General features: G+C 37.7%; 15 protein-coding genes. All 15 read left to right on the forward strand.

Annotation, left to right across the window (positions count from 1 at the left end):
* Position 1 precedes the first annotated feature (1 nt).
* The 15 genes from EHW90_RS05525 to EHW90_RS05595 all read left to right on the forward strand — a co-directional run bounded on the left by EHW90_RS05525 (position 2) and on the right by EHW90_RS05595 (position 19,332).
* Positions 2-829 carry a carbohydrate ABC transporter permease gene (locus tag EHW90_RS05525; RefSeq protein ID WP_124951872.1) on the forward strand — a complete coding sequence of 276 codons (828 nt, stop codon included), beginning with the start codon at positions 2-4 and terminating at the stop codon, positions 827-829.
* Positions 826-2,238, forward strand: coding sequence for a glycoside hydrolase family 32 protein (locus EHW90_RS05530; RefSeq protein ID WP_124951874.1), 1,413 nt, complete (start codon positions 826-828; stop codon positions 2,236-2,238). The genes EHW90_RS05525 and EHW90_RS05530 overlap by 4 nt, the downstream gene beginning before the upstream one ends.
* 467 nt (positions 2,239-2,705) lie before the next feature.
* Positions 2,706-4,328, forward strand: coding sequence for a sigma-70 family RNA polymerase sigma factor (locus tag EHW90_RS05535; RefSeq protein ID WP_124951876.1), 1,623 nt, complete (start codon positions 2,706-2,708; stop codon positions 4,326-4,328).
* A 62-nt stretch (positions 4,329-4,390) separates the two neighbouring features.
* A complete protein-coding gene (locus EHW90_RS05540; RefSeq protein WP_124951878.1) occupies positions 4,391-5,095 on the forward strand; it encodes an NPCBM/NEW2 domain-containing protein in 705 nt (234 codons plus the stop codon).
* Between the two features lie 179 nt (positions 5,096-5,274).
* On the forward strand, positions 5,275-6,237 hold the full coding sequence (locus tag EHW90_RS05545) for an RpnC/YadD family protein (RefSeq protein ID WP_124951880.1): 963 nt from the start codon (positions 5,275-5,277) through the stop codon (positions 6,235-6,237).
* Positions 6,238-6,420: 183 nt separating this feature from the next.
* On the forward strand, positions 6,421-7,026 hold the full coding sequence (locus EHW90_RS05550) for an SMI1/KNR4 family protein (protein WP_124951882.1): 606 nt from the start codon (positions 6,421-6,423) through the stop codon (positions 7,024-7,026).
* Positions 7,027-7,051: 25 nt separating this feature from the next.
* On the forward strand, positions 7,052-7,627 hold the full coding sequence (locus EHW90_RS05555) for a DUF1653 domain-containing protein (protein ID WP_124951884.1): 576 nt from the start codon (positions 7,052-7,054) through the stop codon (positions 7,625-7,627).
* Complete coding sequence (gene uvrC, locus EHW90_RS05560) at positions 7,628-9,472, forward strand: excinuclease ABC subunit UvrC (RefSeq protein ID WP_124951886.1); 1,845 nt, start codon at positions 7,628-7,630, stop codon at positions 9,470-9,472.
* 37 nt (positions 9,473-9,509) lie between these two features.
* Entirely contained in the window at positions 9,510-9,803 is a 294-nt protein-coding gene (locus EHW90_RS05565) for a Dabb family protein (protein ID WP_124951888.1), read from the forward strand.
* A 250-nt stretch (positions 9,804-10,053) separates the two neighbouring features.
* Positions 10,054-11,088, forward strand: a complete 1,035-nt coding sequence (asrA, locus tag EHW90_RS05570; RefSeq protein ID WP_124951890.1) for an anaerobic sulfite reductase subunit AsrA — start codon at positions 10,054-10,056, stop codon at positions 11,086-11,088.
* Positions 11,078-11,869, forward strand: a complete 792-nt coding sequence (gene asrB / locus EHW90_RS05575) for an anaerobic sulfite reductase subunit AsrB (RefSeq protein ID WP_060931509.1) — start codon at positions 11,078-11,080, stop codon at positions 11,867-11,869. Before asrA ends, asrB begins: the two co-directional genes overlap by 11 nt.
* 11 nt (positions 11,870-11,880) lie before the next feature.
* The gene (gene asrC / locus EHW90_RS05580) at positions 11,881-12,852 is read left to right on the forward strand and encodes a sulfite reductase subunit C (RefSeq protein ID WP_009446168.1); all 972 of its coding nucleotides are present in this window, start codon (positions 11,881-11,883) and stop codon (positions 12,850-12,852) included.
* 159 nt (positions 12,853-13,011) lie between these two features.
* On the forward strand, positions 13,012-16,539 hold the full coding sequence (gene nifJ, locus EHW90_RS05585; protein ID WP_124951892.1) for a pyruvate:ferredoxin (flavodoxin) oxidoreductase: 3,528 nt from the start codon (positions 13,012-13,014) through the stop codon (positions 16,537-16,539).
* A gap of 188 nt (positions 16,540-16,727) precedes the next feature.
* Positions 16,728-18,317 (forward strand): helicase HerA-like domain-containing protein, encoded by a 1,590-nt coding sequence (locus EHW90_RS05590; protein ID WP_124951894.1) that lies wholly within the window; start codon positions 16,728-16,730, stop codon positions 18,315-18,317.
* A gap of 4 nt (positions 18,318-18,321) precedes the next feature.
* Complete coding sequence (locus EHW90_RS05595; protein WP_124952643.1) at positions 18,322-19,332, forward strand: deoxyguanosinetriphosphate triphosphohydrolase; 1,011 nt, start codon at positions 18,322-18,324, stop codon at positions 19,330-19,332.
* The last annotated feature ends 8 nt before the right edge of the window (positions 19,333-19,340 follow it).

Below are 19,340 nucleotides of genomic sequence, written 5' to 3' on the forward strand. Positions count from 1 at the left end.
GATGAAGAAAAATGTGAAGAAGACAGTATATTGGGCTGTTATGATTTTATTTTTAATAATCCAAGGTTATCCTATTGTTTGGTTGATCTTGGCAGGGTTTAGACCGAATATAGAATTGCTTACAGATCCGTTTGGTATCCCGAAGAGTCTTACATTAGAAAATTTTATTAAAATATTTACACAGAGTAATGTTGTGACATATATAAAGAACAGTGCGATAATATCTGTAATATCTCTAATATTTATAGTTGTAATAAGTTCTATGGCATCATTTGCTATAGCAAAAATGAAGTTTGCAGGAAGAAAAAAGATATATAGATATTTTCTTATAGGTTTAACAATTCCATATGCAGTTACGCTGATTCCGCTTTTTACTATGTTTGCAAAGGTTGGACTTATAAATACAAGGATAAGCGTTATATTGCCGCTGCTTGCTTTTCAATTACCTGTGTCGATAATGTTATTTGTAAACTTTTATTCATTTATTCCTAATGAAATTATAGAGGCGGCAGTTATTGACGGAGCAAGTATATATGGTATATACGCTAAGGTAATTATACCGTTGTCAATGAATACGATTATGACCGTGCTTGCAATGAATTTTATAACTGTATGGAATGATTATACATTCAGCCTTGTATTTATAAACAGTACTGAGTTGAAAACAATATCTATAGGATTAGCGGACTTTATAGGTCCAAGAGGTTTAAAAGACTGGGGAGCTACATATGCGGCAATTGCAACATCAATATTCCCTACTTTAGTTATATATTTCGGATTAAATAAAAAGATGACGGCAGGCATGACATTGGGGGCAGTAAAATCATGAGTGATTGTGAATTTATTTTTCGACCGAAATATCATTTTTCATTAAATAAAGGCTGGATAAATGATCCGAACGGATTGGTTTGGTTTTGTGGCAAGTATCATCTTTATTTTCAATGTAATCCGTACAGTAATAATTGGGATAAGATGCATTGGGGTCATGCTGTAAGCGATGATTTGATACATTGGGAAGAGTGCAAGCCTGTTTTGGTTCCTGACAGAATATATGAAGATTATTCTAAAGGCGGATGTTTTTCAGGTTCTGTAGTAGTGTATGAAGATAAGATATATGCATTTTATACGGCTGTAACATTGGTGAATGGTGAGATTACTCAGAGGCAATGTATGGCATATTCTTTTGACGGCTATAATTTTATAAAATACGATAAAAATCCTATTATAGAATCCATAGGTATTGATTTTAGGGACCCTAAAGTTATATATCATGACGGTGAGTGGCAAATGGTTGTTGGTGGTTCTGACGGAAGTGCTTTGGACCGTGACAGCCATGGAAGAATATATTTATTTCATTCTGATGACTTGTATAACTGGACATACGGTGGAATATTGTATGAAGCTAAAGATGGAGAAGGGACAATGTTTGAATGCCCTGATATATTTGAATTAAATGGAAAATGGGTTATCACCGCTTCGCCTATGAATCGCACAGATTTTTTACCTACAATATATATGGTGGGAGATATAAATTTTAAAAACTGTATATTTTGTCATGAATATACCGATACATTGGATTTTGGACCTCATTATTATGCATCACAAGTATACAAGGACAAATATAATCGGTATATTTCTATAGCTTGGATTGGAGGATGGGAATGGATGCCTTGGATAAAGGATCATGGACCGTCTACTGAAGATGGTTATAGAGGAATTATGTCATATCCAAGGCTTGTATACATTGAGGATGGAAGACTGAAGTTATTGCCATATAATAGCGGTAATGATACAAGGGATAAATCGGATTATCCTAATAAACTAAGGGTATCGGATAGATTGAAATCCAATTTATTTAACGAGTTAAAAGAGCATGTTTATATAAACGGAATCGTGTCCAGAAGCAGGAGCAGTACAGATTTAAGTATTTCAATATTTGATATGGAAGGACATAGAATTCTGATTACATTGGATTTTTTATTTGGAAATATTATTACAGATTATACCGAAGCAGATAAATATATAAATAACGGTCCAAGAATTTACAAGGCTGATATACAAGATAAATCGGATATAGAATTTACTGTGTTAAAGGACGGAAATGTTCTGGAGCTATACCTTTTGGACGGTAAATATGATTTTACGTCAATGATATACCCGAAACAGAATAAAATTGGTATTTCTGTTAAGGTAAAAGATGCAGTTGTACGATATAGAGAGATAAATATTGAAGAATAATATGGCGTCAAGATTACTAAAACTATAAAAAGAAACAAACTAAGACAGCATATCAAAATATGCTTAGAGTTTGTTCCTTTTTATTTTAAATTATATTACACTATTGGTAAAATATGTTGACAATTTTTCGGGGGGGGGTGGTAGTATTGTGGAAAATAAATAAGAAGGAAATCTATAGTACTTTATAAAAATACTTATAATTTTAAAATCTCCTGCAACCGACTCTGTATATCATTCGTTATATAAGTGAAGGGCAAAGGAGATTAAAAATATTTTTATTATATGCAACCGACTCCGCTTGTCATTCGTTATATAAGTGAAGGACAAAAGAAAGGAGTAATATATGTATGAAGACATAATCAGACGTATTGTAAAATTGTTAGTGGAATCGTTTATTATTGATAATAAACAAAAGAAAGACATATGGTTGTATATTAAAAGATTTATGTGATTGGGAGACGGCAAATATGTATTGTGGTCATTGCGGTAAGAAGATTTCTGAAGATTCAAACTTTTGTGTTTTTTGTGGTAAACCTACAGAATTACAAAAACCTCAAAATGAATTAGCGGAGTTTGTAAGAAAAGCAAGAGCCGGAGACAAAGATGCTTTTGGAGTTTTATATAATAATACTTACAATCAAGCATTTTATACTGTAAAGTCTATGATTAAAGACGATGATGCGGTGAATGATATATTGCAAGATTCATATGTTAAAGCATTCCTGCATATGGATTCATTCAAAGGTGATGATAAGTTTTTACCATGGATAAAACAAATTGCGGCAAATACAGCAAGAGATTGGCTAAAGAAAAAGAAGCCCATGCTTTTTACAGATTTAAATGATGATGATGACATGGTATTCGAGGAGCAAATCGAGGATGAAAGAGAAGAGAATATACCTGAAAAACTTATAGAGCACAAAGAAACTATAAGACTTATCGGGGAAATTGTCGACAGTTTGCCGGATGATCAAAGAGCGGTTATAGGTATGTACTATTATGAGAATAAGTCGGTAAATGATATCGCAAGTGCTATGGGTGCATCTCAAAGTGCTATAAAGAGCAGACTTAAATATGGTAGAGATAAGATCAAAGCAAAGGTTGAGGAACTTAAAAGCAAGGGTACAAATCTATATGGTCTTGCACCGTTTACATTCTGGTTATTGCTCATACGCAATATGAAAGGTTTTACAACTGAACTTATACCGGATGCAAATATATTACATAATGTAATAGAGAGTATTGACGGTATTTCTCATAATCCGACAAAGACCGGACATATAAAGGATACAGGTAAGGGAAATATAAAAGCACCCGGTGTGGGAGCAGCTGCAGCTACAGGCGGTATGGGCGCTGCAAAAATCATATTGATTGCCTTGATAAGTACTACTGTTATAGGCGGATGTATCTTTGGAATATCAAAGGTAATTGGCGGAAGCAGTGCAGGTAAGGAGGTCGTAGAAGATACTATAGATAAAAACAGTTTATCGGATAAGGTGGAATCTACAATGGAAGAGACCGAGGCAAAAGAAAGTACCGAAGCTATATCGAGTACCGAAGCCGCAGAGAGTATTTCTCCTAATGATGAGGCGCTGGAGCAATACAAAATAGTTGTAGAACAAGCTTCCACATATAAATTCGATGATGATTACGATTTTTCTCCAACAGGTAATTATCAGTATGCTTTAGTAAAGATGAAATCAGATGATCCGGTTCAAACTTTGCTTTTAGCTCAGGAGGTAAGCAATGGAGACAGTTATGTCAGACTTTTTAAATATGATACTGATACGAAAGTTATGCATCAACCATATAAGCCTTATATAGTAGTTAACTTTTCAGGTGGCAGAAATTCTGTCGTTGAAAATTTCAATAAGATGGCTAACGGAGACGGCCTTCGTATATTTGGTGTCAGTAGAGGGAGAGGAGACGTATTGATTCAAAAGGTCACACTTGAGGGGGATAATCTAGATATAGAGGATGTATACACAGGTAAGCTCGGTGATGATATACCTGCTGAATTAGACGGGTTAGAGATCGAATGGCATAACAGCAGTGATTTAAGTGTCTTTGGTACGCAATCAAATAATTAAACAATATACAATATTAGTTTTGGTAACATTTAAAATTTTATATACACATTAGGAGGTATTATATGAAGAAATTTATCGGTTTAGTAGCAGTGGCAGCTTTCAGCAGCATTATGGCATCAAGTGCTTGGGCAGGTACATGGAAGCAGAACAATGTAGGCTGGTGGTTTGACAATGGTAACGGCACTTATCCTGCAAGTACATGGCAGTGGATAGACGGCAACAATGACGGTATAGCAGAGTGCTATTATTTCGACCGTGCAGGATATATGTTGGCAAATACAAGTACACCTGACGGATATCAGGTAAATGCATCAGGTGCATGGGTTCAAAACGGTGCGGTTCAGACAAAGAATCTGAGGGCAAGCAGTCAGACAACAAGTAGCAGACCGAAGCTGGTTTTGTTTGATTTGGAGCCGACATATAGAATTTTTGCTCATAAGGAAAAAAATATAACTGTTACAGATGGTGAGACATGGACAGACACATTAAATATATATCCGGGTGGAATATTTGAATTTTCAAATGAAAAGGGGTACACCAGACTTAGAGCCAAAGTCGCACCTCAGTATAGTTCAGAACAAAATAGTTGTATACTAATAGTATATGGAGATAATGGTAGTGTACTATATAGAAGCGATGAAATGGTACAAGGAGAAACAGAACCTTTTGATATAGATATAGATATATCAGGACAGAGTAAAATTCAGTTTACATGTTCCAGCAAGGCAGGTGCTAATTTAGTTATAAAATCTGCAAGATTTGAATAATATAATATTTTACCAAGTTCAGGTGGGCTATTTTTAGCCCACCTTTAGTTTTGTCTTGTAAACATATTCATAAATTGATATAATTAACTCAAGCAAACCAAGTCAATGTTTTATAGTACGTGGTTTTATTCTTTATTTTATTCTAATCAGTTTCTTTAACAATTTTTTCAGGAGGAAGTATGGCGGAGAAAGACATAACACAAAAGGTGCTTGAGCAGTACAATGATGTTTTTATGGACATAGTGAATGTACTGCTGTTTAACGGTGAGATGGTGGTAAGAGAGGATGATTTGATTGATTTGCCTACAAGCAGTTCAAAAAAGATAGGCAGAAAAATCAACTATCAAGACAGAGATGTAGCAAAGTATTGGCAGGGAAATAAGATAAATATTGCTATGTTAGGGCTTGAAAATCAGACAGACCCTGACAAGCTGATGCCGCTAAGAGTTATAAGCTACGACGGTGCGGAGTATGGGTGGCAATCAAGCAGAAAAAACAGAGACAAGCCGAAATATCCGGTTATCACATTGGTATTGTACATGGGACATAAAGGCAGATGGAATTATCCGAAAAATATAATGGGTGTAGTGGATGTGGATGAGAGATTAAAGCCATATGTAAATGACTATAAAATAAATCTTTTTGAGTTGGCTTATCTGCCTGAGGAAAAGAGAAAGCTGTTTAAAAGTGATTTCAGGGTGGTGGTTGACTATCTGTATCAGGTTCGAAAAAATAATAAATATGAACCTGAGATGTATAAGATAGAACATATAGACGAAGTATTGAATCTGATGTCTGCAATGACAAGTGACAACAGATTTGAAGAAGTGATAGAAGAGGTACATGAAAAGGAGGCAAAGTATATGTGTGAAGTTATTGATATTATGCTGAATAACGGATGGCAGGAAGCTATAGACAGCGGAATGCAACAGGGAATGCAACAGGGAATGCAAAAAGGACTTGAAGAGGGAATGCAAAAAGGACTTGAAGAAGGAATGCAAAAAGGACTTGAAGAAGGAATACAAAAAGGAGCCGAGATTGAAAAGAAAACTATAGCAGAGACCATGAAGAAAAAGGGCCTTGATATAGGTTTAATTATGGAAATTACAGGATTATCAAAGGATAAGATTTTGGCATTGTAATCATCATAAAAATTATATTTTAAATATAGCTGTATCTAATATCTTTTATATATGAGTTACAGCTATATTTTTGCATATAAATAAGGAAGCGAAAATGATAAGATGTAAAGTCACTTAAATGTGCTATAATATACCTATATAGCATTTTTTAAGTATATGTATCAGTATAAAAGTAGGTAAAAGATGGAGAAAGCGATAAAAGAAAAACTAAAAGATATAGAGAAGTATATCTGTGAGAATTTTGATGGGCTGGATATGGATGATCCGGTGGAAGAAGGGTACTTTGACGAGTATGAGAAGATAAGAGGAGCAAATGATAATGAGTTTTACAATTTTGAAAAAGAGTTTGATATAAAGCTTCCGGATGATTTTAAAGAACTGTACAGTTACAAAAACGGAAGCGGATATTTTGAACTTATTCAGTCGGATGTTGACGGCAGAGATATGTCGTTTACATTGATGAGCCTTGAAGAGATGAAAAGGATCAAAGGCTTTTTTCAAAATGTAGATGATTTACTTAGTAATTATTTTGACGGTAATGAGCTTGAATCAAAGAAAGACTCAAGAATAAAGCCGTATATTTTCAATAAATTGTGGTTTCCGTTTGCATCATACTGTGAATGTTGTTATCTGATGCTTGACTTTAATCCTGATAAGGACGGTAAGTCGGGACAGGTGATTTGCTATATACATGATCCGGACGAAGTGGTGTATGCGGCGGAAAGTGTGAAAAAACTTATAGATGATGAACTGACTCTGCTTAAGGATATGTTTGATAAGCAGGATTAAACATGGGATATAAAAGAGGAGTAATATGAGAGAAGAACCGAAGCCCGGAGAGTTTTACAGGCATTTTAAGAATAAATTGTATCAGATAGTTGCAGTGGCCACACATTCCGAAACAAGGGAAAAGCTGGTAATATATCAGGCACTTTACGGTGAGTATGGGGTGTATGCCAGACCGATGGATATGTTTATGAGTGAGGTGGATAAAGAAAAGTATTCGGATGTGAAACAGAAATATCGCTTTGAGAGAATAGAAGATATAGCTAAAGAATCAAAGTCGGATAAAGCATCGGACTCTAAGGTAATTGAACAGGATAAGAAACTTAAAGAAGACAGCGTATCAAATGACAATACTTTAAAGACGGATAAGGATGCCGACTTCGGAAAAGGATATTTTATAGAGTTTCTGGAGGCGGACGATTTAAGTACGAAAAAGGAAATACTTATAGCAAACAGAGAACTTATAAGCGAGAGAGAGCTGGATACAATTTATGAGATATACGGGCTTAAGCGCAGAAAAATAGACAGAGATTTGGATATAGCCGATCTTATAGGTTATTTTGATATGCAACAGCAATACGAGGGGAAAAGACTAAGAAAGTAAATGGCATTTGTAATAGAAGATGAGTTGAAGAAATTGCCGCGTCAGCCGGGTGTATATATTATGCATGATAAAAAAGACGATATTATATATGTAGGTAAGGCGATTTCGTTAAGAAACAGAGTCAGACAGTACTTTCAATCAAGTAAGGACAAGAGTGCAAAGATAAAGCAAATGGTCTCAAAGATTGAAAGATTTGAATATATAGTTACGGACTCTGAATTGGAAGCATTGGTACTTGAAAATAATCTTATAAAAGAGAACAGACCCAGATATAATACAATGCTTAGGGATGATAAGACCTATCCATATATCAAACTTACCGTTAAAGAAGATTATCCGAGGCTTTTGATGGTAAGGCAGATAAAAAAAGACAAAAACAAATATTTCGGCCCTTTTTCAAGCGGTAATGCGGTAAGGGATACTATAAATCTTTTGAATAAAGTATATAAGTTGCGAACCTGCAACAGAAATCTGCCAAAGGATATAGGTGCACAGCGTCCATGCCTTGACTATTTTATACATCAATGTGATGCACCTTGCCAAAACTATATATCAAAAGAGGAGTACAATAAAAATGTCTCCGAGGCACTGCATTTTCTAAGCGGAGATTTTGAACCTATTGTAAATAAGATAAGAAGTGAGATGGAAATGCTTTCATCGGAACTTAAGTTTGAGGAGGCTGCAAAACAAAGAGATTTGTTGAATTCCGTGCTTCATGTCACACAGAAGCAAAAAATAACCTCTGACGATGCCAAGGACAGAGACATTATCGCTATGGCAAAGGATGACAGGGATGCGGTAGTGCAGGTTTTCTTTATCCGTGAAGGTAAGATGGTCGGCAGAGAACATCACTATGTACAGGTGGCAATGGATGATGAGAAAGCGGATATATTGGAGAGTTTTATAAAACAATTCTATGCCGGAACACCTTTTGTACCAAGTCAGATAGTGTCACAGTATGAGTTAAAAGATTCAGAGCTTATCTGCGAATGGCTTTCTACAAAAAGGGGTTCAAAGGTTAATATCATTGTGCCTAAGAAGGGCTCAAAAGAAAAGCTTGTAGAACTTGCAGTAAAAAATGCAGAGATTGTACTGACTAAAGACAGAGAAAAGCTTCAAAGACAGGAAGCAAGAAGTACAGGAGCGGTAAAAGAAATTGAAGAGCTTTTATCATTAAAAAATTTAAACAGAATGGAAGCGTATGATATTTCAAATATTTCAGGTGTTCAATCTGTAGGTTCTATGGTAGTATATGAGAACGGAATGCCGAAAAAAAGCGATTACAGAAAGTTTAAAATAAAGACGGTGATAGGCCCTAATGACTACGCTTCAATGAAAGAGGTTTTGACCAGAAGATTTGAGCATGGAACCGATGAATCAAGTACAGGTTTTAATAAATTGCCTGATATTATTTTGATGGACGGAGGCAGAGGTCAGGTAAATATCTGTCTTCAGGTTTTAGAGGAGTTTAAACTTAATATCCCGGTTTGCGGAATGGTAAAAGATGACAACCACAGAACAAGAGGATTATATTATAATAATGTAGAAATACCTATAGATACACACTCACAGGGTTTTTTACTTATAACAAGAATACAGGATGAAGCACACAGATTTGCAATAGAATACCACAGGAGTTTAAGGTCAAAGACACAGGTAAAGTCTATACTTGATGATATAGAGGGAATAGGCAGTGTGCGAAGAAGAGCTCTTATGAAGCATTTTAAGGATATTGAAAATATAAAGAATGCCACTGTGGAGGAGCTTATGAGTGTGGAAGGGATGAATAAAAAGGCGGCTGTTGCGGTAAATGAATTTTTTATAAAAGCAAAACAAAATGTCTGACTATAGGTTGACATTAAAAAATAAAAAGGAGATTTTTATGTTAAGACATATCGTAATGTGGAAGTTTAATGAGGGGATAAATATCCCGAGAGTAGGCGAGGAAATAAAGACAAGCTTACTGGCACTGTGTGAAAAGATGGATGAAGTGGTAAGAGCGGATGTTGTATACAACACGCTTCCTACAAGTACACATGATATGATACTTTCGATGGATGTATTGGATAAGGCGGCTTTGCAAAAGTATGCAACCTCAAGAGAACATGTAGAGATTGCAGATACATTGATAAAACCGAACACAAACTCAAGAGTGGCTATTGACTATATGGTATAAATAAGATTTAAAGAGACTTATATGCATGATTTTATGTGTATAAGTTTTTTTGTATTTAAAAATATGCAACAATCACTGTATTTATAGGCCTTCTCACATTTGCTATTTAAAAAATTCATGTTATAATGTTTTTTGTATACAGTGATAAGGAATTATCAATGTTGGTAGTAGTGTTGTTTGCCATAATGATTCTTTACTAAAATTGAAAAGTATATCATTGGCGGATTAGCTTAGTAATGAAGGAGAAAGTATGGGGAAAAAGGGTTTTATATTTTTACCCGGTGGATTCAATAGTGTAATTGAAGAATTATCAAAAAAGTATCGTATATATGCACCTGTGCTCAAAGAAAAGGAAGGCAGATTTACAGATACCGATGTAGTTCGATATGATTTTGTAAATGAAGTGGCGGACATTGAGCTTGAGAAGAAGTCCGATTATTCATTTAAGGAGATTTTAACTCCGCTTTCACAGACATTATTTTTCTTCACGGAAAATGATGTGAAGGAAGCAAATGTTGATGAGAGAGAGGTCTTGGTATTCTTAAGAAGTTGCGATTTGAATGCATTAAAAAGACTTGATCAGATTTATCTTAAAAACGGTAGAGAAGAAGACTATTTCTATGCCCGTATCAGAGATAAGGTGAAGTTTGTACTTATGGGTTGCGCTCACTCATATGAGGACTGTTTCTGTGTGGATATGGGTACAAACAGAGCTGATGACCTTGATTTCAGTTTTTCGGTTGACTATATTGACAACAAATTCAGATGTCAGCTTAAGGATGAGACTCTCAGTTCTATATTTGAAAATAATGCTCTTAAAGAAGAAGATGTTACACCTATGTTTGTAACAGAGAATGAGACAAGAGTTAAGTTGCCGGGAGAGGTACCTCTTTCGATATTTACATCCGATATGTGGGATGAATATACTGCAAGGTGCATAGGATGCGGAAGATGTAACTATGTTTGTCCTACCTGTACCTGCTATACAATGCAGGATGTATACTATACGGATAACGGCAAAGTCGGTGAGAGAAGAAGAGTCAATGCTTCATGTATGGTAGACGGATATACCAATGTGGCAGGCGGCGGAGAATACAGAAAGAAACACGGAGACCGTATGAGATTTAAGACTATGCATAAGATTTATGACTTTAGAAAGCGTTTCGGCTACAATATGTGCGTAGGCTGCGGAAGATGTGATACGGTATGCCCTGAGTATATTTCATTCTCAAATATTATTAACAAAGTAACAGCTAAGGTAGAGGAGGTGCAAAATGAGAACTAATCCTTATATTCCATTTCCGTCAAAAATTTTAGATGTTATTAAACATACAAAGAAAGAATACACTTTCAGAATGGAATTTCACGGTGATGTAAAGCCGGGACAGTTCTTTGAGGTTTCTATACCTAAGTTCGGTGAGGCGCCTATTTCCGTAAGCGGAATTACCGAAAACAGTGTGGATTTGACTATACGTAAGGTAGGTAGAGTTACAGATGAGGTATTTGAAAACTATGTCGGAGATACATTATTCCTTCGCGGACCTTACGGTAACGGCTTTGATGTAGATAAATATACGGACGGTGAGTGTGTGGTGGTAGCAGGCGGTACAGGTGTTTCTCCTGTTCGCGGTGTTATAAATGCTCTTGCTGCAAGTAAAGATTCTAAAGATAAGCATGTAATACTGGGATTCAGAAGCCCTTCGGATATGCTATTCAGAGATGATATTGCAGACTGGGAAAATAAGATTGACCTTATCTTAACAATGGATAAGGAAGCACAAGGTTACACCGGAAATGTCGGACTTGTAACCAAGTTTATTCCTGAGCTTAAGTTGAAGAATATTGAAACGGCACAGGCTGTAGTGGTAGGACCTCCTCCAATGATGAAATTTTCGGTAATAGAGCTTTTGAAGCTTGGATTTAAAGAGGAGAACATTTGGGTTTCTTATGAGAGAAAGATGTGTTGCGGTATAGGAAAATGCGGACATTGTAAGGTAAATGACACTTATATATGCTTGGACGGACCGGTATTTAACTATGTTGACAGTAAAGCTTTGATTGATTAGAGAGGTGAATAATGGATATAAATGTAAAAAAACTTAAGAAAAACGCCTTTCGTGTATCTAAAGTGCGTGGTGAAACAGCATCAAGAGTAAGAATGCCGGGCGGTTATATAGATGCCGAAAGTATGAAAAGAATATCTGAAATTGCCGATAAGTACGGCAACGGAAGTATATTTATAACAAACCGTCAAGGTGTTGAGATTCCGGGAATTAAGATTACAGATATGGATGCCGTAAACAAGGAAATTCAGCTCATTATCGACCATGAGGGTACAAATCAGGAAAAGAGAGATACAGGCTATGCCGCATCCGGAACAAGAAATGTGGTTGCCTGTCCGGGAAAGAGACTTTGCCCTTTTGGTAACTATGACACCACAGAGTTTGCAAGAAAGATGGAGAAGCAGATCTTCCCTAACAACCTGCACTTTAAGGTAGCTTTTACAGGTTGCTCAAACGACTGCGCAAAAGTTCGTATGAATGACTTCGGTATTATGGGAATGACGGAGCCGCAGTATAATCCTGACAGATGCGTAACTTGTGAGGCATGTGTAAAGGGATGTAAGCAAAAAAGTGTCGAGGCTTTAAGAGTAGTTAACGGCAAGATTGAAAGAAATACCGAAAAATGTATAGGATGCGGTGTATGTATTACAGTATGTCCTACAAGAGCATGGACAAGAAGTAAGGAAAAATACTACAGACTTGTTTTGCTTGGAAGAACAGGAAAGAAAAACCCGAGACTTGCAGAGGACTTTATCAAATGGGTTGATGAAGACAGCATTTTAAAGATTGTAAAGAATGCGTATGCCTATGTTGAGAGATATATTGATACAAATGCTCCTGACGGTAAGGAACATGTCGGATATATTGTAGACAGAACAGGTTTTGAAGAGTTCTATAAGTGGATTATGGAAGGTGTAACCTTAGGACCTAAGGCTGAGGTTGCAAAAACTATGTACTGGGGCGGAAAACATTACGACCACGAATAGATTTTTGTTTAAAAACAAAAACAAACCTCATTGTATGCAGAATAGTACACAAAATACAATGTTTATCATTTGCATTTATTTTTTAAATTGGTATAATGAGAATCGAAGAAATAATTATATATTATTTATTATAAACAATTACTTAGTAGGAGGAATAAAATGGCTAAGAGACAAATGAAGACCATGGATGGTAATCAGGCAGCTGCTCATGCATCGTATGCTTATACTGATGTTGCTGCAATTTATCCGATAACACCATCATCTGTCATGGCAGAGCACACCGACGAGTGGGCAACAGACGGTAGAAAGAATATTTTCGGCCACACTGTTCAAGTAACAGAAATGCAATCAGAGGCAGGTGCTGCAGGTGCAGTTCATGGTTCTCTTTCAGCTGGAGCTTTGACAACAACATATACAGCTTCACAGGGCCTTCTTCTTATGATCCCAAATATCTATAAGATGGCAGGAGAGCAGCTTCCGGCAGTTATCAATGTTTCTGCTCGTGCTATTGCAACACATGCACTTAGTATTTTTGGAGATCATTCAGATGTTTATGCTTGTCGTCAGACAGGTGCCGCAATGCTTTGTTCATCATCAGTTCAGGAAGTTATGGATTTAACACCTGTTGCTCATCTTTCAGCAATAAAGGGAAAAGTTCCGTTTATCAACTTCTTTGACGGTTTCAGAACATCACATGAGATTCAGAAAATTGAAACTTGGGATTACGCAGATCTTAAGGATATGGCTGATATGGATGCTGTCGCAGCTTTCAGAAAGAATGCACTTAATCCTAATCATCCTGTAGAGAGAGGATCGGCACAAAACCCTGATATCTTCTTCCAGGTAAGAGAAGCAAGCAATCCTTATTACGATGCATTACCTGCAATTGTTCAGGACTATATGGACAAGGTTAATGCTAAAATCGGTACAGATTACAAATTATTTAACTACTACGGTGCTGCTGATGCTGAGACAATCATCATCGCTATGGGTTCAGTTAACGATACAATAGAAGAGACAATTGATTACCTTTTAAAGCAGGGTGAGAAGGTCGGAGTTGTTAAGGTAAGACTTTACAGACCTTTCAATGCACAGGCACTTGTTGATGCTATTCCTGACAGCGTTAAGAGAATCGAAGTTCTTGACAGAACAAAGGAACCGGGATCACTTGGTGAGCCGTTATGGCTTGACGTTGTTGCAGCACTTAAGGGAACTAAGTTTGATGCTGTTCCTGTATTCAGCGGTCGTTACGGTCTTGGATCAAAAGATACAACACCTGCTCAGATAGTTGCAACATTCCACAACACAGAGAAGAAGAGATTCACAATCGGTATCAACGATGATGTTACACATCTTTCACTTGAGCAGGGTCCTTCACTTGTTACAACACCTGAGGGAACTACAAACTGTAAGTTCTGGGGTCTTGGTGCCGACGGTACTGTAGGTGCAAACAAGAACTCTATCAAGATTATCGGTGATAACACAGATATGTATGCACAGGCATATTTTGACTATGACTCAAAGAAGTCAGGCGGTGTTACAATGAGCCACTTGCGTTTCGGTAAGAAGCCTATCAAGTCAACATATCTTATTCATAAGGCAAACTTTGTAGCATGTCACAATCCTGCATATATCAGAAAGTACAACATGGTACAGGAACTTGTTGACGGCGGTACATTCCTGCTTAACTGTACATGGTCTGATGCAGAGCTTGAAGAGCATATCCCTGGACAGGTTAAGAAGTATATCTATGACCACAAGATCAACTTCTATACAATCGACGGTGTAAAGATCGGTATTGCTACAGGTATGGGACCTACAAGAATTAACACAATTCTTCAGTCCGCATTCTTTAAGCTTTCAGCTATCATTCCTGAGGATCAAGCAATTGACCTTATGAAGAAGGCTGCTGAAAAGACTTATGGAAGAAAAGGTGAGGATGTAGTTAAGAAGAACTGGGCAGCTATCGAAGAAGGTGCTAAGAACGTTCATAAGGTAGAGGTTCCTGCAAGCTGGGCTGATGCAAAGGATGAGGGACTTGATTATCCTGTACATACAGAGGGTAGAGAGGATGCAATAAAGTTTGCAAATACTATCCAGACAGCTGTAAGTGCGCAAGAGGGTAACAATCTTCCTGTATCAGCATTCGTTGACTACGTTGACGGTACAACACCTGTAGGTACATCAGCATATGAGAAGCGTGGTATTGCTGTAAATATGCCTATCTGGAACAGTGATAACTGTATTCAGTGCGGTTTCTGTTCATATGTTTGTCCTCATGCTGTTATCAGAACAGTTGCTCTTACAGAAGATGAGGCTAATGGTGCTCCTGAGGGAATGAGCGTACTTCCAATGACAGGTATGCCAAACTACAAGTTTACAGTAGCTGTATCAGCTCTTGACTGTACAGGTTGTGGTTCTTGTGCTAATGTATGTCCTGGAAAGAAGGGCGAGAAGGCTCTTACAATGCAGAGCATGCCTGAGAATGTTGAGCGTCAGAAGTGGTTTGACTATGCAACAGCTACACCTGAGAAGCCTGAGGTTATTGCCAAGTTTAAGGAGACTACAGTTAAGGGTTCACAGTATAAGAAGCCTTTACTTGAGTTCTCAGGAGCTTGTGCAGGTTGTGGTGAGACACCTTATGCAAGACTTATCACACAGCTCTTCGGTGAGAGAATGTACATTTCAAATGCTACAGGTTGTTCATCAATCTGGGGTAACTCTTCACCTTCAACACCTTATACAGTAAACGCTAAGGGACAGGGTCCTGCTTGGTCAAACTCATTGTTTGAGGATAATGCCGAGTTCGGTTACGGTATGTTCCTTGCTAACGAGGCACTCAGAAACGGTCTTAAGACAAAGGTAGAGGCAATTGCCGAGAACGGTTCAGATGAGCTTAAGGCAGCAGCTAAAGAGTACCTTGATACATTTACAGTAGGTGCACTCAACGGAAGCGCAACAGACAGACTTGTAGCTGAGCTTGAGAAGCTTAATACACCTGAGGCTAAGGAAATCCTTGACAATAAGGAATTCTTATCAAAGAAGAGCCAGTGGGTATTCGGTGGTGACGGTTGGGCTTACGATATCGGTTTCGGCGGTCTTGACCATGTAATTGCCAGCGGTAAGGATGTAAACATCATGGTATTTGATACAGAGGTTTACTCAAATACAGGTGGACAGAGTTCAAAGGCAACAAAGACAGGTGCTGTAGCACAGTTTGCTGCCGGCGGTAAGGATACAAAGAAGAAGGATCTTGCAAGTATTGCAATGAGCTACGGTTATGTATATGTAGCACAGATCGCTATGGGTGCTGATTACAACCAGACTGTTAAGGCATTAGCTGAGGCTGAGGCTTATCCGGGTCCGTCACTTATTATCGCTTATGCTCCATGTATCAACCACGGTATCAAGAAGGGTATGAGCAAGGCTATGACAGAGGAGAAGCTTGCAGTTGAGTCAGGTTACTGGAACAACTTCAGATTCAACCCTGCTGCAGAGAACAAGTTCACTCTTGATTCAAAGACACCTACAGGTGACTACCAAGAGTTCCTTAAGGGTGAGGTTCGTTACGCATCTCTTGCACTCAAGGATCCTGAGAGAGCAGCTAAACTCTTCGAGAAGAATGAGGAAGATGCTAAGGAAAGATTTACATACCTTGAGAAGCTTGTAACTCTTTATTCAAAATAAGATAAATTGATATTTTTATATAAAGTAACAGATAGATTCTGTTAAGTGTACAAACGGAAGCCGCTTTTGCGGTCAAAGGGAGTCGGTACTTTAAGTGCCGGCTCTTTTTGTATTAAAATGTTTTATTTACTTGTTATAATTGTGAACTTGGGATAAAATAGAAGTATAAAGTTAGACTGGGAGACAATATGTATAAAGATAATGAAATATGGGTGGCAAGCGACGGCGAGACCAAATTATGTATAAAGACAAATTTTGCAAACAGGCACGGACTGATAGCGGGTGCAACCGGAACAGGTAAGACAGTAACCCTAAAGGTTATGGCGGAGTCATTTTCGGATGCCGGAGTGCCGGTATTTTTCTCAGATATTAAGGGAGATTTGTCAGGTATGTGTAAGCCGGGAGAAGAAAAGGAGAGCATTACCAAGAGAGTATCTGAGCTCGGACTTGGCTCAGACTTTAATTTTAAGGCTTATCCTACCTGTTTTTGGGATATTTTCGGCAAGAGAGGGTTACCTCTTAGAACGACTATATCCGAGTTCGGACCTATGCTCTTATCAAAACTGCTTGAACTTAATCAGATACAGAGTGATATCTTAAATATAGTATTCAAGATTGCAGATGATGAGGGGCTTTTGCTGCTTGATCTTAAGGATCTCAAGAGTATGTTAAACTATGTAAGTGAGAATGCGGCAGACTATAAGGCCGAATACGGAAATATAGCACCCCAGAGTGTAAATGCGATAATGAGAGGACTTGTATCACTTGGAGATAAGGGCGGAGATATATTCTTCGGTGAGCCTGCCATAGATATAAGAGACTGGTTTGTGACAAAGGACGGCAAAGGTATGATAAATATCTTGGATGCCACAACCATTATAAACGATCCGAGCATATATGCTACATTTATGCTGTGGATGCTTGCGGAACTTTTTGAAATAATGCCTGAAGTAGGCGATCTTGATAAGCCGAAGATGGTATTTTTCTTTGATGAGGCACACCTTTTGTTTAAGGATATGCCTAAGGCACTTCTTCAAAAGATAGAACAGGTTGTAAAGCTTATAAGATCAAAGGGCATCGGTGTATACTTTATCACACAGAGTCCGAGTGATATACCTGGTGAAGTGCTTTCACAGCTTGGAAATAAGGTACAGCACGCACTTAGAGCGTATACACCTGCAGATCAAAAAGCTATAAAGGCTGCTGCAGCAAGCTATAGATCAAATCCGGATTTTGATACGGAGGAAGCTATTACAAACTTGGGCATAGGAGAGGCGGTAGTCTCATTTATAGGTGATGACGGTGCTCCTGCCATGGTCAGAAAAGCGAAAGTACTTCCGCCGCAGTCATATCTCGGAGTAATCGACGATATGCTTAGAGCAACAGTTATTTCAATGTCGGATCTTGCAGCTAAGTATAAGGATATGGTTGACAGGGATTCAGCATACGAGTTTTTACAGAGATTACAGGTGGAAACTTCAAAAAAGCAGGAAGAAGAAAAACAGGCCGAGATAGACAAAAAAGAGGCCGAAAAGCAGGCAAAGCTTGCACAAAAAGAAGCTGAAAAGCAAGCAAGAGAGGCCGAGAAGGAAGAAAAGAAGAAAAAAGACGCCATAAAGAAGGGCGTAGCAAGCGTGGCAGGAACTGCCGCAGGCACTATAGGAAGACAATTGGGTAAAACACTTGGAAAATCAGGTGGAAAGTTCGGCTCAAGTCTGGGTGGAAATCTTGGAGCAAGCCTTGGAAGGGGTATACTTTCCACACTGTTCAAATTATAAAAATATGAATATACGTGAAGATGTAGAACTTAGAGAGGAGTTGACTCTCAGTAAATATGCAGCTCTCAGTAAGAATACTTTGGGAAGAGACAGATATGAAGAGCCCTGTGGTATAAGAACCGTATATCAAAGGGACAGAGACAGGATACTTCATTCAAAGGCTTTCAGAAGATTAAAGCATAAGACTCAAGTATTTTTAGCCCCTGAGGGAGACCACTATCGTACTAGGCTTACACATACTCTTGAGGTAGCACAGATTGCAAGAACCATAGCTAAGTCACTTAGACTTAATGAAGATTTGACAGAGGCTATTGCACTTGGACATGACCTCGGGCATACACCTTTCGGTCACTCGGGAGAAGATGTATTAAATGAAGTCTGTTCATACGGATTTGCACACTATGAGCAAAGCGTAAGAATAGTTGAGTTTCTTGAAAAATCCGGAAAGGGACTCAACCTTACAAAAGAGGTAAGAGACGGCATATTAAATCACAGAACCAGTGGAAATCCGTCCACACTTGAAGGACATGTAGTCAGGTTGTCAGATAAAATCGCATATATCAACCATGATATTGACGACTCTATCAGGGCACATATATTGGTGGAAGATGATATACCCGGTGAATACAGCGATATATTGGGACATTCGGTCAGAGAGCGACTGAATAATCTTATACATGGAGTTATAGAAGAAAGTATAGATAAACCGCAAATCTCTATGAATAAAGAGAAGTATAAGGCAATGATGGGGCTTAGAACATGGCTTTTTAAGAAGGTATACCACAATGAAGTGCCTAAGTCACAGGAAGGCAAGGCAAAGGCTATGATAAAGTCACTTTTTGATTACTATATGTTGCATACAGACAAGCTTCCGGATGAATATATCTATTTTATAAAAGAGTTAAATCAGGATATGGAACTTGTAGTATGTGACTATATTGCGGGTATGACAGATTTATATGCGATTGAAAAGTTTAAAGATTTATTTGTTCCGAAGTCTTGGGATGTATATTAAGGAGGCGA

The sequence above is a fragment of the Lachnoanaerobaculum orale genome, from assembly GCF_003862485.1.
Taxonomy (GTDB): domain Bacteria; phylum Bacillota; class Clostridia; order Lachnospirales; family Lachnospiraceae; genus Lachnoanaerobaculum; species Lachnoanaerobaculum orale.

What these genes read in the sequence shown, in the direction of transcription:
- EHW90_RS05525 (WP_124951872.1), top strand. Translation starts at nt 2, where the DNA reads ATGAAGAAAAATGTGAAGAAGACAGTATATTGGGCTGTTATGATTTTA.
- EHW90_RS05530 (WP_124951874.1), top strand. Translation starts at nt 826, where the DNA reads ATGAGTGATTGTGAATTTATTTTTCGACCGAAATATCATTTTTCATTA.
- EHW90_RS05535 (WP_124951876.1), top strand. Translation starts at nt 2,706, where the DNA reads ATGTATTGTGGTCATTGCGGTAAGAAGATTTCTGAAGATTCAAACTTT.
- EHW90_RS05540 (WP_124951878.1), top strand. Translation starts at nt 4,391, where the DNA reads ATGAAGAAATTTATCGGTTTAGTAGCAGTGGCAGCTTTCAGCAGCATT.
- EHW90_RS05545 (WP_124951880.1), top strand. Translation starts at nt 5,275, where the DNA reads ATGGCGGAGAAAGACATAACACAAAAGGTGCTTGAGCAGTACAATGAT.
- EHW90_RS05550 (WP_124951882.1), top strand. Translation starts at nt 6,421, where the DNA reads ATGGAGAAAGCGATAAAAGAAAAACTAAAAGATATAGAGAAGTATATC.
- EHW90_RS05555 (WP_124951884.1), top strand. Translation starts at nt 7,052, where the DNA reads ATGAGAGAAGAACCGAAGCCCGGAGAGTTTTACAGGCATTTTAAGAAT.
- uvrC (WP_124951886.1), top strand. Translation starts at nt 7,628, where the DNA reads ATGGCATTTGTAATAGAAGATGAGTTGAAGAAATTGCCGCGTCAGCCG.
- EHW90_RS05565 (WP_124951888.1), top strand. Translation starts at nt 9,510, where the DNA reads ATGTTAAGACATATCGTAATGTGGAAGTTTAATGAGGGGATAAATATC.
- asrA (WP_124951890.1), top strand. Translation starts at nt 10,054, where the DNA reads ATGGGGAAAAAGGGTTTTATATTTTTACCCGGTGGATTCAATAGTGTA.
- asrB (WP_060931509.1), top strand. Translation starts at nt 11,078, where the DNA reads ATGAGAACTAATCCTTATATTCCATTTCCGTCAAAAATTTTAGATGTT.
- asrC (WP_009446168.1), top strand. Translation starts at nt 11,881, where the DNA reads ATGGATATAAATGTAAAAAAACTTAAGAAAAACGCCTTTCGTGTATCT.
- nifJ (WP_124951892.1), top strand. Translation starts at nt 13,012, where the DNA reads ATGGCTAAGAGACAAATGAAGACCATGGATGGTAATCAGGCAGCTGCT.
- EHW90_RS05590 (WP_124951894.1), top strand. Translation starts at nt 16,728, where the DNA reads ATGTATAAAGATAATGAAATATGGGTGGCAAGCGACGGCGAGACCAAA.
- EHW90_RS05595 (WP_124952643.1), top strand. Translation starts at nt 18,322, where the DNA reads ATGAATATACGTGAAGATGTAGAACTTAGAGAGGAGTTGACTCTCAGT.